Annotated in this window: 12 protein-coding genes and 3 pseudogenes; 5 read left to right on the top strand and 10 right to left on the bottom strand. The window is 68.8% G+C overall.

Features of this window, described 5'->3' with window-relative positions; translation table 11 throughout:
• Nucleotides 1-13 precede the first annotated feature (13 nt).
• Nucleotides 14-2,932: a UPF0182 family protein gene (locus ABI214_RS21960; RefSeq protein WP_348611899.1), complete on the bottom strand. Its 2,919-nt coding sequence runs from the start codon at nt 2,930-2,932 to the stop codon at nt 14-16.
• Nucleotides 2,933-3,159: 227 nt separating this feature from the next.
• Between ABI214_RS21960 and ABI214_RS21955 the strand changes: the two genes are divergently transcribed.
• Complete coding sequence (locus ABI214_RS21955; protein WP_348611896.1) at nt 3,160-3,744, top strand: PPA1309 family protein; 585 nt, start codon at nt 3,160-3,162, stop codon at nt 3,742-3,744.
• Between the two features lie 3 nt (nt 3,745-3,747).
• On the opposite strand, the gene ABI214_RS21950 is transcribed toward ABI214_RS21955, so the two are convergent.
• Nucleotides 3,748-4,785, bottom strand: coding sequence for a YlbL family protein (locus tag ABI214_RS21950; protein WP_348611893.1), 1,038 nt, complete (start codon nt 4,783-4,785; stop codon nt 3,748-3,750).
• 112 nt (nt 4,786-4,897) lie between these two features.
• Between ABI214_RS21950 and ABI214_RS21945 the strand changes: the two genes are divergently transcribed.
• Nucleotides 4,898-6,316 (top strand): zinc-dependent metalloprotease, encoded by a 1,419-nt coding sequence (locus ABI214_RS21945; protein ID WP_348604573.1) that lies wholly within the window; start codon nt 4,898-4,900, stop codon nt 6,314-6,316.
• On the opposite strand, the gene ABI214_RS21940 is transcribed toward ABI214_RS21945, so the two are convergent.
• Complete coding sequence (locus ABI214_RS21940; RefSeq protein WP_348604572.1) at nt 6,313-6,942, bottom strand: M48 metallopeptidase family protein; 630 nt, start codon at nt 6,940-6,942, stop codon at nt 6,313-6,315. The genes ABI214_RS21945 and ABI214_RS21940 overlap by 4 nt on opposite strands.
• Nucleotides 6,943-7,100: 158 nt before the next feature.
• Between ABI214_RS21940 and ABI214_RS21935 the strand changes: the two genes are divergently transcribed.
• Together ABI214_RS21935 and ABI214_RS21930 are read left to right on the top strand one after the other, a co-directional pair.
• Complete coding sequence (locus tag ABI214_RS21935; protein WP_348604571.1) at nt 7,101-7,994, top strand: hypothetical protein; 894 nt, start codon at nt 7,101-7,103, stop codon at nt 7,992-7,994.
• Nucleotides 7,995-8,001: 7 nt separating this feature from the next.
• Nucleotides 8,002-9,354, top strand: a complete 1,353-nt coding sequence (locus tag ABI214_RS21930; protein ID WP_348604570.1) for an ABC1 kinase family protein — start codon at nt 8,002-8,004, stop codon at nt 9,352-9,354.
• Between the two features lie 35 nt (nt 9,355-9,389).
• Here the strand turns inward: ABI214_RS21930 and ABI214_RS25545 are convergent.
• The 5 genes and pseudogenes from ABI214_RS25545 to ABI214_RS21910 form a co-directional block, all read right to left on the bottom strand.
• Nucleotides 9,390-9,504, bottom strand: a pseudogene (locus ABI214_RS25545) (SRPBCC domain-containing protein); the annotation flags it as partial.
• 9 nt (nt 9,505-9,513) lie between these two features.
• Nucleotides 9,514-9,684 (bottom strand): annotated as a pseudogene (locus ABI214_RS25540) (SRPBCC family protein); the annotation flags it as partial.
• An 18-nt stretch (nt 9,685-9,702) separates the two neighbouring features.
• Nucleotides 9,703-9,993: pseudogene (locus ABI214_RS21920) on the bottom strand (ArsR/SmtB family transcription factor); the annotation flags it as partial.
• A gap of 48 nt (nt 9,994-10,041) precedes the next feature.
• Nucleotides 10,042-10,377 carry a WhiB family transcriptional regulator gene (locus tag ABI214_RS21915; RefSeq protein ID WP_348611890.1) on the bottom strand — a complete coding sequence of 112 codons (336 nt, stop codon included), beginning with the start codon at nt 10,375-10,377 and terminating at the stop codon, nt 10,042-10,044.
• A 547-nt stretch (nt 10,378-10,924) separates the two neighbouring features.
• Nucleotides 10,925-13,096 carry an ATP-dependent DNA helicase UvrD2 gene (locus ABI214_RS21910; RefSeq protein WP_348604569.1) on the bottom strand — a complete coding sequence of 724 codons (2,172 nt, stop codon included), beginning with the start codon at nt 13,094-13,096 and terminating at the stop codon, nt 10,925-10,927.
• 125 nt (nt 13,097-13,221) lie between these two features.
• Between ABI214_RS21910 and ABI214_RS21905 the strand changes: the two genes are divergently transcribed.
• Nucleotides 13,222-13,446 (top strand): mycoredoxin, encoded by a 225-nt coding sequence (locus ABI214_RS21905; RefSeq protein WP_348611887.1) that lies wholly within the window; start codon nt 13,222-13,224, stop codon nt 13,444-13,446.
• Here ABI214_RS21905 and nudC read toward each other — a convergent pair whose 3' ends face one another.
• Together nudC and ABI214_RS21895 are read right to left on the bottom strand one after the other, a co-directional pair.
• A complete protein-coding gene (gene nudC, locus ABI214_RS21900) occupies nt 13,447-14,364 on the bottom strand; it encodes an NAD(+) diphosphatase (protein WP_348604568.1) in 918 nt (305 codons plus the stop codon).
• 45 nt (nt 14,365-14,409) lie between these two features.
• A complete protein-coding gene (locus ABI214_RS21895) occupies nt 14,410-15,477 on the bottom strand; it encodes a potassium channel family protein (protein ID WP_348604566.1) in 1,068 nt (355 codons plus the stop codon).
• Nucleotides 15,478-15,531: the final 54 nt, after the last annotated feature.

Below are 15,531 nucleotides of genomic sequence, written 5' to 3'. Positions count from 1 at the left end.
GGCGGCGAACCGTCTAGCCTCCGGCCTTCTGGTACGCCTCGACAGCCTTCTGCAGCTGCGCGAGGGCGTCACCGTAGGCCTTGAAATCGCCCTTCTGCTGCGCCGACTGCAGATTCGACAGCGCCGCATCCAACTGCGCGACCGCGGCGGCCTTGTCCGGCGTCTGACCGGCCGCCGGCGGCGCCGGCGGTGTCGGCGTCTGGCCGGCATTCTGCTCCGGCGAAGGCGCGGTCTCGCCACTCGGCGCGGTCGCGACATTGCCGGTCCCCGAACCGAACACCTGATCCAGCGCCTCGGCCAACGTCGGCGCGTAGCCGACCTTGATGCCGTTGGTGTCGGTGAAGCTCACCATCACACGCGCGAGCTGCGGGAACGCGTTCGGCGAGTTCCGCTGCGTGTAGATCGGCTCGACGTACAGGATGCCGCCGTCGGCGATCGGCAACGTCAGCAGGTTGCCGTACTGGATCTTGTTGGACTGCTTGAGCAGTGACAACTCGCTCGCCACACGCGGATTCGACGTCATCGCCGACTGCGCCTGCTGCGGACCCTGCGTCTGCGTCTCCGTCGGCAACTGGAGCACCGTGAACTTGCCATAGTTCTGCGGATCCGACTGCACCGAGATGTAGGCGGACAGCAGCTCACGCTGGTAGCCGACCATCGGGCTGGTCAACACGAACTGCGGCTTCGCCGTCTTCGGGTTGCCGGACAGCACGTAGTACGGCGGCTGGTTCTTGTCCGTGTCGACCGTCGGGTCGCTCGGCACCGACCAGAACGCGTTGTTGCCGAAGAACACGCTGGGATCGTCGACGTGGTACTTCGAGAGCATCTCGCGCTGCACCTTGAACAGGTCCTCCGGGTACCGGAAGTGCGCCTGCAGATCGGCCGAGACGTCCGACTTGGGCTTGACCGTGTTGGGGAACACACCCATCCACGCCTTGAGCACCGGATCCTTGTCGTCCACCTGGTACAGCGTGACGGTGCCGTCGTACGCGTCGACGGTCGCCTTCACCGAGTTCCGGATGTACGAGACCTCCTTCTTCGGCAGCATCCGCCCGGTCGCCTGGTTGGTGCTGTCCTGCACCAATCCGTCGAGCGACGAGCGCTGGGCGTACGGGTAGTTGTCGAGCGTGGTGTACCCGTCGACGATCCACTGCATGCGTCCGTCCACGACGGCCGGGTAGACCGTGCCGTCCGTGGTCAGCCACGGCGCCACCTTGTTTACGCGCTCCGCCGGATCGCGGTTGTAGATGATCTTCGAATCCGACCCGATCGCACCCGAGAACAGGATGTTGCGCTCGGTGTACTTGGCCGCAAACGCCAACCGGTTGAACCAGTTGCCGATCCCGACGCCACCGTCACCGGTGTACGTGTACTTCTGGTCGTCGGTGTCGTACTCGCGGGGCGCGCTGCCCTGCGCACCGCCGACGATCGCGTAGTCGGCATCCGACGCCGCGATCACCGGGCCGTAGTAGATGCGCGGGTTCTCGACCTCGAGCGCCTTGTCGGCGGGCTTGGTCGTGAGGTCGCTGACGCTGTAGATCGGGTAACCGCCGGTGTTGTTCTGGACGTCACCGCTCACCGCCGTCACCTGGTTGGCGTACGCGGCCACGAAGCCGTTGCCGTGCGTGTAGACGGTGTGCTTGTTGATCCAGTCCGTCTGGTTGCCCTGCAGGCTCGACGGGGACAGCTCACGCGCGGCGACGACGAAGTCGCGCAGTTCGCCGTTCATGTCGTAGCGGTCGATGTTCAGCGACTTGGGGAACGCGTAGAAGTTCTTCAGCTGCTGCTGCGCCGTGAACGTGGGTGAGAGGATGTTCGGGTCGAGCAGTCGGGTGTTCGCGATCGTCGTGACGTCCGACGGCACGTCCTTGGGCTGCTTCTCCGCCTTGCCCGAATACGGCACATATTCGACGGTCTCGTCGGTGATCCCGTACGCCTGCCGCGTCGCCGTGATGTTGCGCTCGATGTACGCGCGCTCCTTGTCGGCCGCGTTGGGCTTGACTGAGAACTGCTCGACGATCAGCGGGTACACCGCGCCGACGAGGATCGACGACAACACCAGCAGGACCACCGCCATCGCGGGGATCCGCAAGTCGCGCAGGAAGATCGCGGCGAAGAACGCGATGGCGCAGATGATCGCGATCGCCATCAGGATCAGTTTCGCCGGCAGGACCGCGTTGATGTCGGTGTATCCGGCACCGGTGAACGTGGGCTCCTTGCGGCTGCTGAACAGCAGCGCGTATCGGTCGAACCAGTAGGAGACGGCCTTGAGCAGCACGAACGTGCCAGCGAGGATCGCCAGCTGCACGCGCGCCGACCGCGTCAACGCACCCTGCCGCCCGCTGAGCCGCAGACCGCCGAAGATGTAGTGCGTGATCAGGCTGGCGAAGAACGCGATGATGACCGCGACGAAGAGCCAGTTCAGCACGAACTGGTAGAAGGGCAGATCGAACGCGTAGAACCCGATGTCCTTGCCGAACTGCGGATCCGTGACGCCGAAGGAGCTGCCGTTGAAGAACATCTGCACCGTCGACCAACTGGCCTGACCGACCAGACCCGCGAACAGGCCGATCACGACGGGGATGCCGATCCCGAACAGCTTCTGTCGGGTCATCACCGCGGTGCGGTAGCGCGCCACCGGATCGTTCGCGCCCGGCGAGGGCAGGAACATCGGCCGCGACCGATACGCCAGCAGCAACGCCAGCCAGACGATCGCGCCGACGACCAGGCCGACGACCACGAACAGCGCCAATCGGGTGAACAGCACCTTGCTGAACACACCACGGAAGTCGACCTCACCGAACCACAACCAGTCGGTGTAGATGTCGATGAAACGAGGGCCGATCAGCAACAGTGCTGCGGCGACCAGCGCCAGGATCAGCAGCACGCGTGTGCGTTTCGACAACGAAGGTAAACCGGCGGGGGGCCGCATGCCCACTTGCCACTCTCCCAACAATCTGGCGACGCCTTCGCGCCGCAGCCAATGCACCGTCCAGCGTCACCTGAGAGTGACCGTTTCGTCCCACTCTACGTAACCAGCGGGCGTCGGGAGCGCCGCCACCGACGAGTGCCGGTGCGACCCCCTGGTGCAAGGATAAGGACGTGATCGATAGCGATGGCGTATTCCACGGGGATGACCCGTTCACCGGCAACCCGAACATGAGCCTGTCCGACGAGTCCCTGCGCAGATGCGTGCACGAGGTGATCGACTTCGTCGATGCCGGCGGATGGGGTCAAGCGCCGACGATGTTCGCGATCGTTCCGACCGCACTCGTCGCCGCGGCCGAGCCGTCCCTCCTGGATCAACTGGACGAGGGCGCCGAACTCACCCCGATCGAACAGGGCGCACTGCCCGACGACGTCGAGGGCGGTTCGCCCGCACTCGACGAGTTCCTCGCCACCACCAGCTGGCCGTCCGAGGTGGTCGGCTGCGCGCTCGTGCAGGAGATCGTCGTCCTGCCGCCCGAGGCCGAATCCGACCTCGACGACGCCCTCGCCCCGGTGATCTCCGACCGGCACGCGGCGGACGAGGTCGCGCGCACCGCCGCCGAGGAGCACCCCGAGCGTCGGGAGGCGCGCCTGATCGCGGCGGTGCTGAGGGACGGGCCGTCGATCGCGTTGCTGCAGCTGCGCCCCACCGACAACGACGACCCGTTCGCCGGGATCGAGCTGCGCACCTACGACAACCTCGCACCCGGTGTCGTCGCCGCGCTGTACGCGACGCTCGACGCCGACGAGGACTAGCCGCTAGCAGGACGGCGCGGTGCCGCCGGAGTTGATGGTGGAGAGGGCGTCGACGGCACCGCCGAGGGTCTCGACCTTGACCAGGTCGAGTCCGTCCGGCTTGTTGGCGCGGGCCTCGTCGCAGTTCTTCGCCGGGACCAGGAACGTGGTCGCCCCCGCGTCGTGCGCGGCGATCATCTTGTAGGGAATGCCGCCGATCGGTCCGACGTCGCCGTCCGGGTCGATCGTGCCGGTGCCCGCGACGAACTTGCCGCCGTTGATCTCGCCGGTGCTGAGCTTGTCGACCACGGCAAGGCTGAACATCAGACCGGCCGAGGGGCCACCGATGTCGGCGAGGTTGAAGTCGATCGTGAACGGCACGTTCGGCACCTGCTTGGCGTTGACGCCGAGGTAGCCCTTGTTCGCGTTCTCCCCGCCGTCGGTGTCGGGGCGGGAACCGAGCGTGATCGGGGCGGTCGACTCGACGCCGTCCCGCTGGTACGTCACCTGCACGGTCGTGCCGGGCGCCGATGAACCGATCACGTCCTGCAGACCGGTCAGCGTGTCGACGGGAGTGCCGTTGACCCGCAGCAGGAGGTCGCCGTCCCGAAGCACCGACGCGGCCGGCCCGCCGTCGCTCACCGTCGTCACCTCGAGTGCCACCGGCTTGCCGAGATACCGCAGCGCCGCCAGTTCGGCGCTGTTCTCGGAGTTCTCGAACTGGGCGGTGTTCTCCTCCTGGACCTCGACCTTCGACTTCTGCGGCGGGTACACCTCCTCGCGGGGCACCAGGCCCTGCCGCCCGCTCGCCCACAGCCCCAGGGCGTCGAACAGCGTCAGCTTGTCGCGCACCGCGACCGTCGTCATGTTGAGGTTGCCGCTGGTCGGATCGACCTGAGTGCCGTCGATCTCGACGACGGGCTTGCCGTCGACGTCGCCGAGGGTGTTGAACGTGGGACCGGGACCGAGCGCTACGAACGGCACCTGGACGGTCGTCCCGAGCACTCCGAGCGCCACGACCGGGGCCAACGCTGCCAGCAGGGTCACCATCCGTCGGTTCACCAGGCCCAGGATAGAGCGCCGACCGCGGTGCTCCCCGTCACCCCACCGGCTGTTCGCCGTCAGCGTGATCGGTGCGCGGGCCATGGCCCGTCTCGCCTTGTACCGTTGAACTATGAGCGATCTGCCCTTTGGTTTCTCCAACTCCGACGACGACCCGGACCGCAAGAAGGACTCGGGCCGCGAACAGGGCGGGGGTCAAGGCGCCGGTCAGCCGTTCGGCTTCGATCCCAACGCGTTCGGCCTCGGTGGGGCCGGCGGCGCGGGCTTCGACCCCGCGGCCCTCGGCCAGATGCTCACGCAGTTCGGTCAGATGCTGAGCGGCATGGGCAGCGCGATGGGCGAGGGCGGCCAGTCCGGTCCCGTCAACTACGACGTAGCGAAGAACCTCGCCCGGCAGCAGATCGGCTCGGTGACCCCGATCACCGAGGGCACCGCGTCAGCTGTCGCCGACGCCGCCCGACTCGCGGAACTGTGGCTCGACGGCGCGACGACGCTCCCCGCCGGCGCCACCCGCACCCTCGCCTGGACCCCCAACGACTGGCTCGACGGCACTCTCGACACGTGGAAGCGCCTGTGCGACCCGGTCGCCCAGCAGGTGTCCGGCATGTGGGTGCAGGGCCTGCCCGAGGAGGCCCGCAGCATGATCGGCCCGATGGCCGGGATGCTCACCCAGATGGGTGGCCTCACGTTCGGCTCCCAGCTGGGTCAGGCCCTCGGCCAGCTGTCCAAGGAGGTCCTCACCTCCACCGACATCGGGCTGCCACTCGGCCCCGCCGGCACCGCAGCGCTGCTGCCGGCCGCGATCGAGGCGTTCAGCGAGGGACTCGAGCAGCCGCACCGTGAGGTGCTCGTGTTCATCGCGGCCCGCGAGGCCGCCTACCAGCGCCTCTACAGCCATGTGCCGTGGCTGCGGCAGCGTCTGCTGGCCACCGTCGAGGACTACGCGCGCGGTATCAAGATGGACTTCTCCGCGATCGAGGAGGCGGCGCAGGGCCTCGACCCGTCGGCCCTGACGGACCCGTCGCAGATCGAGAAGATCCTGCAGCAGGGCGCGTTCGAACCGCAGACCACGCCCGAGCAGAAGCAGGCCCTCGAGCGCCTCGAGACGATGCTGGCGCTGGTCGAGGGCTGGGTGGAGACCGTCGTCTCCGAGGCGCTCGGCGAGCGGCTCCCCGGTGTCGCGGCCCTGACCGAAACGCTGCGACGTCGTCGCGCCACGGGCGGTCCGGCCGAGCAGACCTTCGCCACCCTCGTCGGTCTGGAACTGCGGCCCCGCAAGGTGCGCGAGGCCGCGCAGCTGTGGCGTCGGCTCACCTCCGACACCGGCGTCGACGCCCGCGACGGCGTGTGGGCGCACCCCGACCTGCTGCCCGACTCCTCGGATCTCGACAGCCCGGCCGCGTTCGTCGACCGCATCCTCGGCGGCGACTCGGGCACCTTCCACGATCCGATCGCGCAGCTCGAGCAGACCGAGGCCCGCGAACGCGAGGAGAAGAACCGCGAGAGCGGCAGCGACGAGGGCGACGCCTAAGCGGTAGGAACACCAACGTCGTCGGCTGCCCCGCAGCCGACGGCGTCGACCATGGGATCGGTGAGGTCGATCCCGTCCAGCAGGCCGGGCTGCCGCGTCACCACGGAGTACGCCTCCAGGTAGCCCATTGCCCGCTCGGTCTTCGGATAGCGGCGCACCTCCCGCCAGAAGCGGTCGTTGTGTCCGCCGGCGACATACAGGTGCACCAATTCGTGCACCAGCACGTAGTCCAACACGTACGACGGCACCGTCTGCAGCAGCTCGCTGACCCGGATGGTGCCGTCGTTCGGCGTGCACGACGCCCAGCGGGTCCGCATCGACGGCACCCAGCGCACCGACACGGGTGCCGCCGCGCCACCGAGCCACCGCGCCGACAGCCGGGCGGTGCGCTCGGCCAGTTCGACGTCGCTGCGTTCGGCGCGGGCCGCGGCGCGGCGGTCCGACCGTTCGAGCTTCCCGATCATCTCGGCGACCAGGTCCGCCTCCGCCGACTTCGAGAGACCGGCCGGCATCAGCACGACCACCTTGTCGCCCTCGCGGCGTGCGCTGACGGTGCGCCGCCGCCGCGCGCTGCGTCGGATCTCCACCTCGGGGCGTCCGCTGTCGGAGATTCCGGTGCCAGTCACGGGCACCCACGCTAGCGGCCCGCTCGGACAGCGTCCGACGCGGATTTCGGACGAATCCGCGCGACGACACGAAACCGCACGTCACACCTCGTCCGGGCCTGTGGACAACCCCGTCCGGCGGGCATCTGCGGCGGTCGCGGGGTGCGATCGTCGACGACATGACCCAGGCTTCCGTCCGGCGCGCCCACCGCCCAACGCTGGATCCGCGCCGTCCCGTCGTCGTCCGGCCCAGCGGCCGCGTCCAGATCGGCTGGGACCCCGACACCGCCCTCATCCTGACGCCGCCGGCCGGCGTGGACGCCGACGCGCTCGTGTCGGTCCTGCAGCTGCTCGACGGCCGCACGCCGCGACCGTCGGTGGTGTGGCGAGCCGTCGACTACGGCATCTCGCCCACCGACATGTCGACCCTGCTCAGCGAACTCGACGAGGCCGGGCTGCTGCGGCCGGCGGCGGCGCCGCAGGACCCGACTCCCGCCATCCGGATACACGGACGCGGGCCGCTCGCGGACGCGATCGCCGCGGGCCTCGTCGGCGCCCCGGCGCGAGTGACGCGGTCCACCCACTTCACCACCGACACCGACGTCACCCGGTGGAACTGCATGTGCGTGGTCCTCACGGACGATCTCATCGCGGATCCGCGGCTGGTGGACGCACTGTTCACCGCCGGCACCCCGCACCTGCAGGTCCGCCTGCGCGACGGCCGCGGCATCGTCGGACCGCTCGTGCTGCCCGGTCGCACCAGCTGCCTGCGGTGCGCCGACCTCACCCGGTGCGCGGCGGACGAGGAGTGGCCGCACGTGGCCGCACAACTGCTCGGTCGGGTGGGCCACGCCGGACCGGCCACCGTCATGGCCACCGCGGCGGTCGCGCTCGGCCAGCTCGAGAAGGTGCTGTCCGGGGTGGCACGACCGGCACCCGCGAGTCTCGACGCAACCCTCGAACTCGACCTCGATTCGCACCGCCTCGCGGTCCGGCCGTGGCCCCGCAACCCACGGTGTGGATGCTCACGATCGACGATGTTCGTGGACGGACCCGAGAATCTTCCGCCATGATGGTCAGGTGCCCGAAATTCCCCGCAGAAGCACTGCCCGCACCGCCAAGCTCGCGAGCATTCCGCTGGGGATCGCCGGACGGGCCGCGATGGGCTTCGGCAGGAAGCTTGCCGGCGGCGACAGGGACGCGATCGACGCGCAGTTGACGTCGAAGGCTGCCGAACAGTTGTTCACCGTTCTCGGCGAGCTCAAGGGCGGTGCGATGAAGCTGGGACAGGCCCTCAGCGTGATGGAGGCCGCGATTCCCGAGGAGTTCGCGGAACCGTACCGAGAGGCATTGACCAAGCTCCAGGCCGAGGCTCCCCCGCTGCCCGCGAAGGCCGTGCACCGAGTGCTCGACCAACAGCTCGGCACCAAGTGGCGCACCCGCTTCGCCGAGTTCGACGACACCCCCACCGCCTCGGCCAGCATCGGGCAGGTGCACCGCGCCGTGTGGGCCGACGGTCGCGAGGTCGCGGTCAAGGTGCAGTACCCGGGTGCCGACGAGGCGCTGCGCGCCGATCTGAAGACATTGTCGCGGTTCGCGGGCATGTTCACGTCGGTGATGCCGGGCACCGACGTCAAGCCGATCCTCGACGAGCTCAGCGCCCGCACCGAGGAGGAGCTGGACTACCGCATCGAGGCCGACAACCAGCGCGCGTTCGCGAAGGCCTTCGAGGGTGATCCGCTGTTCGTCGTGCCGCGCGTAGTGGCGAGCGCCCCCAAGGTCGTCGTCACCGAATGGATGTCGGCCACGCCGCTGTCGACGATCATCGCCCGCGGCACCCCCGAGCAGCGCAACACCGCCGGCGCGCTGCTCGCGGAGTTCCACTTCGTCTCCCCCGCCCGCGTCGGGCTGCTGCACTGCGATCCGCACCCGGGCAACTTCATGCTGCACGACGACGGCCGCCTCGGGATCATCGACTTCGGCGCCACCGCCCCGATGCCGGACGGGCTGCCGCCGGTGCTGGGCCGCATGGTCCGACTGAACCTCGAGGAGCGCTTCGACGAACTCACGGAACTGTTGCGCGCCAACGGTTTCGTCCTGCCCGGCCGCACCGTCACCGATCAGGAGATCGCCGACTACCTGCGCCCGTTCACCGACCCCATCCGCACCGAGTCGTTCCACTTCACCCGAGCGTGGCTGCAGAAGGCCGCCGGGACCGCGACCGATTTCTCGAGCACCCATTTCCGGACCGCGCGCGCACTCAACCTGCCGCCCGAGTACCTGATGATCTTCCGCGTGCTGCTCGGGTCGGTCGGCATCTGCGCCCAGCTCGACGCCTACGCGCCGTACATGGCCATCCTCACCAAGTGGCTGCCGGGCTTCTCGGACGAGTCCGTCGAATCCGTCGACCTCGAAAGCCTCGACGGCGCGTAGAGCGCCCCACGGTTCGGTCGCCCGCCGGGGGGCGGTCAGTCGATCTGCGGCACCGCCTGCGCGAGCCGGGGAAGCACGGTGTCGCGCCATCCGATGCCCATGCGTTCGTAGGCGCCCTGCTCGCGCTTGTCGTCGATCTCGAAACCCGTGTGGAATCGAACCGAATCCCGGCATCTCGAGGTGGAATCGGTGCCCCACCGTCGCCTCGACATCGCCCGGGACCCACCATTTCGCGAGGAGCTCGGGTTCGGTCAGCGCCCACCACACCTTCGCCGGCGGGGCGGCGATGAACTGGTCCACCGAGATGGTTCCGATACATGCTTCAGTCATCGAGATCCTTTTTCTCCAGATGTTCTGCATGTGCCGCAGTCGGGTGCGCCAGAAGCGCTCGAACGGGTGCAACCATTCGCTGACGCACTCTAGGGGCTCGGTCGCGAGTCGGTAGAACCGTTGCCGCCCCACGGGCTCGACATCGACGAGCTCGGCACGCCGAAGCACTTGAAGGTGTTCGGCCACCGCCGGCCGGCTCATGTCGAACTCCGCAGCCAGATCACCGGCCGTCATGGGACCGTCGACCAGCAGTTCGAGCAATCGGCGACGCGCCGTGCCTCGTACGGATTCGCGAAAACCCTTGCGGATTACCGATTTTCGGTCGTCCGCAAGGGTTTTCGCGTCATCGCGGCGGCGTTACGCGCACACCAGGGTCTTCTCCTTCTCCGGGGTCACGGGGTTCTTCCGTGGTCGACCTCGCGGCCGTTTGCGGGCGATGACGACGCCCTGGTCGAAGATCTCACCGCCCCACACTCCCCACGGCTCCGCGCGGTCGAGGGCCGCGTTCAGGCATCGGCTGCGGATGGGACATCCACTGCACAGCTCCTTCGCGCGTTCGAGATCGGCCGGGGTCTCGGCGAACCACAGGTCGGGATTCTCGTCGACCCGGCAGGGCAGCTCCCGGCGTGCCGAGCGGACGACTCCCAGTCCGTTGGAAACGGTGTGGTTCGTGGTGCGTACTCGGCATGTCACGGTAGACACGTCTTCTCCTTGTCGTTTCGAGCGATCGGCTCGTAGCTCGTGCGGGCTTTCGGGGTTCGGACGAACCGTGGTCGAAAGCTCGGATCCAAACTCGAATCGATGAGCTCGAAACACGAAGGCCACGGTTCGCGGTTGCGATCCGTGGCCTCGGGAGGACGGGCAGAGTGTCTACCGAACGATGGTTCGGTGTCGGCTCCTGGCCACGGATGCGCGGGCTGCTGCCTGTGCTGCAGTGCGCAGACGGATTGCGTGCGGTGCTGTCGCCGCGACGCTCGCGGCGGCCATTTCGGCCGCCGGGAGGTATGCGCATGCGAATGCATGCACCGACGCACGTGCCGCAGTTGCTGCGTTCCAATCGTTCATCGTTGCCACCTCCCTTTCACGTCGTCACGGACCCCGTCTCCGGGGCTCCGTGTGCTGGACACGGTCACCGCACACGAGTTTCCCCGTGGCGTGCAGTCCAGGGTATGGGACCCGAACAGACCGCACAAGTTATTTATGACCTGCGGTTTTACCGCCGGCCTCCCGTCACGTCATGTCACGTCAGATCCAACGCAGGCGCCGAACGCTCACCGCGGACCACGGCGAGAACGTCGGCCCCGAACTGCTCGAGCTTCTTCGGACCGATCCCCGGGATCGCCACGAGCGCCTTCTCGTCCTGCGGTTGCTGCTCCGCGATCGCCGTCAACGTATTGTCGCTGAACACCACGTACGCGGGCACGTTCATCTCGCGGGACTTCTCCCGCCGCCACTCCTTGAGCGCCTCGAACAACTCGATGTCGAGGTTCGACGGACACTGCTCGCAGCGGCCGAGCATGGTCGCCGTCGACCCCATCAGTTGCTTGCCGCACACCCGGCACCGCGGACGCTGCCGCTTGGACTGCGTCGGCTTCGCGATGCGCGAGGCCGGCGAGTCCTCCGGGATCAGTCCGTGCAGGAACCGGGACCGGCGCCGGCTCTTGCGTCCGCCCTCGTTACGGGCCAACGCCCACGACAACGCCAGGTGCTCGCGGGCGCGGGTGACACCGACGTAGAGCAGCCGTCGTTCCTCCTCGATCCCGGCCTCGTCGCCGGGCGAGTTGGCATCGCCAAGCACGTGCGTGATCGGCAGCGTCCCCTCGGTGAGGCCGACGAGGAACACCGCGTCCCACTCGAGTCCCTTCGCCGCGTGCAGCGACGCGAGGGTGACACCCTGCACCACCGGCGGGTGTCGGGCCTCGGCGCGGGCCGCCAGCTCGTTCAGCAGCCCGCCGAGCGTGAGATTCGGGTCGTGTGCCAGCTGTTCCTCGGTGAGCGCGACCAGTGCGGTGAGCGAGCCCCACCGCTCACGCGCCTGCACACCGGCCGGCTCGACGTCGGTCAGTCCCAACGGGACCAGCACCGCACGCACCAGCGTGACCAGGGCGTCGCCGGTGTCGGCGCCGTCGGGCAGGTCGTCACGACCGGCAACCTGGCGGAGCGCGGTGATGGCCTGGCGCACCTCCTGGCGCGTGAAGAAGCCCTCGCCGCCGCGCACCTGGTACGGGATACCCGCCTCGGTCAGCGCCTGCTCGTGCACCTCGGACTGTGCGTTGATGCGGTACAGCACCGCGATCTCGGCGGGCTCGACACCCTGGTCGATCAGCTTCTTGATCTGCTTGGCGACGGCCGCCGCCTCGGCGGGTTCGTCGTCGTACTCGGCGAACGTCGGTTCGGGGCCGGGCGGCCGCTGGCCGATCAACTGCAGCCGGGTTCCGGCGATGCGGCCGCGGGCGGCGCCGATCACCCGGTTGGCCAGCGACACCACCTCGGGGGTGGACCGGTAGTCGCGCTCGAGCCTGACGACGGTCGCGTCCGGGAATCGGCGCGAGAAGTCCAGCAGGTACTTCGGGGTGGCGCCGGTGAACGAATAGATGGTCTGGTTGGCGTCGCCGACGACGGTGAGGTCGTCGCGGTCGCCGAGCCACGCGTCGAGCACCCGCTGCTGCAGCGGCGTCACGTCCTGGTACTCGTCGACGACGAAGCAGCGGTAGCGGTCCCGGAACTCCTCGGCGACCGACGCGTTGTCCTCGAGCGCCGCCGCGGTGTGCAGCAGCAGGTCGTCGAAGTCCAGCAGGATGCCGTCGAAGTTGCGGGCCTTGAGCTGCTCGTACCCGGTGTAGACGGCCGCGACCTGCGCGGCGTCGGCGGGGATGTCCCGGCGGGCGCGGGCGGCGGCGGCCGGATAGTCCTCGGGCGCGACGAGCGAGCCCTTGGCCCACTCGATCTCACTGGCGAGGTCGCGGATGCTCTCGGTACTGGTCGACAGCCCCACCCGGCTCGCGGCCTGCCCGACGATCGCGAACTTGCGGTCGAGCAGCTGCCAATCGGTGTCCCCGATCACCTGCGGCCAGAAGTACTTCAGCTGCCGCAGCGCGGCGGCGTGGAAGGTTCGGGCCTGCACCTGCGGGCCACCTCCCCCGATGCCGAGCCCGCGGAGCCGTCCCCGCATCTCGCCGGCCGCGCGGGCCGTGAACGTGACCGCCAGCACCTGCCCGGCCGAGACGTGCCCGCCGGCGACGAGGTGCGCGATGCGGCGGGTGATGGTCCGGGTCTTGCCGGTGCCGGCACCAGCGAGCACGCAGACCGGGCCGCGCGGGGCGAGCACCGCGGCCGACTGCTGCGGATCCAATCCCTCGTCGGGCCGGGTTCGAGTGTTCTCCGGGGTGGCATCCGCTGACATGCCGTCCATACTCTCAGGGCTCACCGACACGGGACGGCGCACCCGCCGCGGGTGTGACGTTCGCCCGCGCGGGAACAGTCCGGACCGATCATGGTGTTATAGGCGCCGTGACTACCGAAGCTCCCGCCCTGACCATGTACTCGACCACCTGGTGCGGCTACTGCCGCCGCCTCAAGAAGCAGCTCGACGAGAACGGCATCTCGTACGTCGAGATCGACATCGAGCACGATCCCGCTTCGGCCGAGTTCGTCGGCAGCGTCAACGGCGGCAACCACGTCGTCCCCACGGTCAAGTACGCGGACGGCAACACCGCCACCAACCCGACGCTCGCGCAGGTCAAGCAGGCACTGGGGCTGTAGTCAGTCGGCCTTCGCCCAGGACTCGACCATCACCCGCGCGATCGAGATCGAGCCGGGCAGCAGCAGTTCGGCATCCGACGACGTGCTCCAGTCGCCCGCGCCGAGCGCGGCACGCACCTGATCGCGGGTGAACCAGTGGGCCTCGGCGATCTCGCCGTCCGCGAACTCGAAAGCGGCGGCGGGGTCGCCGACGGCCGCGAACCCGAGCATGATCGACCGCGGGAACGGCCACGGCTGGCTGCCCAGGTACCGGATGTCGGAGACGTCCACTCCCACCTCTTCGCGGATCTCCCGCGCGACGCACGTCTCGAGCGACTCCCCCGCCTCCACGAAACCGGCCAGCACCGAGAACATCCGGGGCGGCCACGACGGCTGACGCGCCAGCAGCACCCGGTCGCCGCCGTCGTGCACGAGACAGATCACGGCCGGGTCGGTGCGCGGAAACTCCTCGTGCCCGGTGGTCGTGCTGATCCGCGACCACCCCGACATGGTCGGCTCGGTCGGGGCGCCGTCGATGGCGCTGAACCCGGCGTGGTCGTGCCAGTTCAGCAGCGCCACCGCTGTCGTCACCAGGCCGGCGCTCGCCTCGTCGAGCTGGTGACCGAGCATCCGCAGATCGCCCAACTCGCCGGTCATCGCCGGCACCCGCACCGCCCAGACGTGACGCTCGCCGCGCAACCCCAGGAACACCGTCCCGGACGCGGGTTCCCCGCCGAGCGATGTCGCCGGTTCGAGAACCAGTTCGCGGTCGGCGACGCGGAACTGCCCGCGGGGGTTGACCCGCAACAGCAGCGCGTCCGCCCAGCCGGCTCGCAATGCATCCGTGTCCGAACGCAATTGCTCGGCACGGTCGACGACCGCACGCGACAGCAGTGGTGTTTCGGTCAGCGTGAAATCGGGCGCTGTGAAGTCGGGCACGCGAACGACCCTACTGCGGTGGCCGGACACCGACGCGTCGGACGGTCAGTTGCTGACGCGCTTGATGTAGAGCAGGAGGTCGTCGGCCTCGACGGCGTCGACCTCGGGCGATCCCACCCGCAGCAGTCGGCCGTCGCGCACCACGCCGAGGACGATGTCCGACAGATGCCGCGGCGAGCCGCCGACCTCCTCGGGCTCGACCTCGCGCTCGGCGATCGCGAACCCGGCCTCGGGGGTGAGCAGGTCCTCGACCATCTCGACGACGCTCGGTGTGGTCCGCGCGATACCGAGCAGTCGGCCCGCGGTCTCCGAGGAGACGACGACGGAGTCGGCACCGGACTGGCGCAGCAGATGCGAGTTGTCGGTCTCGCGGATCGCGGCGACGATCTTCGCCTTGGGCGCGAGTTCGCGCGCCGTGAGCGTCACCAGCACCGCGGTGTCGTCGCGGTTGGCGGCGACGATGATCGACGCCGCGTTCTGCACACCGGCCAGGCGCAGGACGTCCGACTTGGTCGCCGAGCCGAGCACCGTGACCAGGCCCAGGCCTGCGGCCGCGTCCAGCACCACCTGGTCGGTGTCGACGACGACGATGTCCGACGGCGAGATGCCGTCGCCGAGCATGGCGTCGACGGCGGTGCGTCCCTTGGTGCCGAATCCGACGACGACGGTGTGGTTGCGCACGCGATGCCTCCAGCGCTGAATCTTGAATGTCTGCCGGGAGCTCTCGGTGAGTGCCGAGAGGGTCGTTCCGACCAGGACGATGAGGAAGAAGATCCGGAGCGGCGTGATGATCAGGACGTTCAGCAACCGCGCCGTCGGGGTGATCGGGGTGATGTCGCCGTATCCCGTGGTCGACAGCGACACCGTGGAGTAGTAGATGCAGTCCAGGAGCGACATCTGGTTACCCTGCGCATCCTGGTAACCGTCCCGGTCGATGTAGACGACTACCACGGCGAGCGCGAGGGCGGCCAGCGCGTACGACAACCGTCGCGCGATGGCGCGAGCCGGGCTCGTCTGCATCTCCGGAACCTTGAGCACGCCGACGAGGGCGAAATCCGGCCGATCCGTCAGCGTGTCCGAGTTCCGGAACCGGCCCCTCAACCTACCGGGCATTCACTCGTCCCTATCTCCTTCTCGGCCTCCGACATCGGATCGCAGCCTAGCCGC

The sequence above is a fragment of the Prescottella soli genome, assembly GCF_040024445.1.
GTDB lineage: Bacteria > Actinomycetota > Actinomycetes > Mycobacteriales > Mycobacteriaceae > Prescottella > Prescottella soli.
The sequence above is the reverse complement of the archived record's forward strand: the minus strand, read 5'-3'. Positions and strand labels throughout refer to the sequence as shown.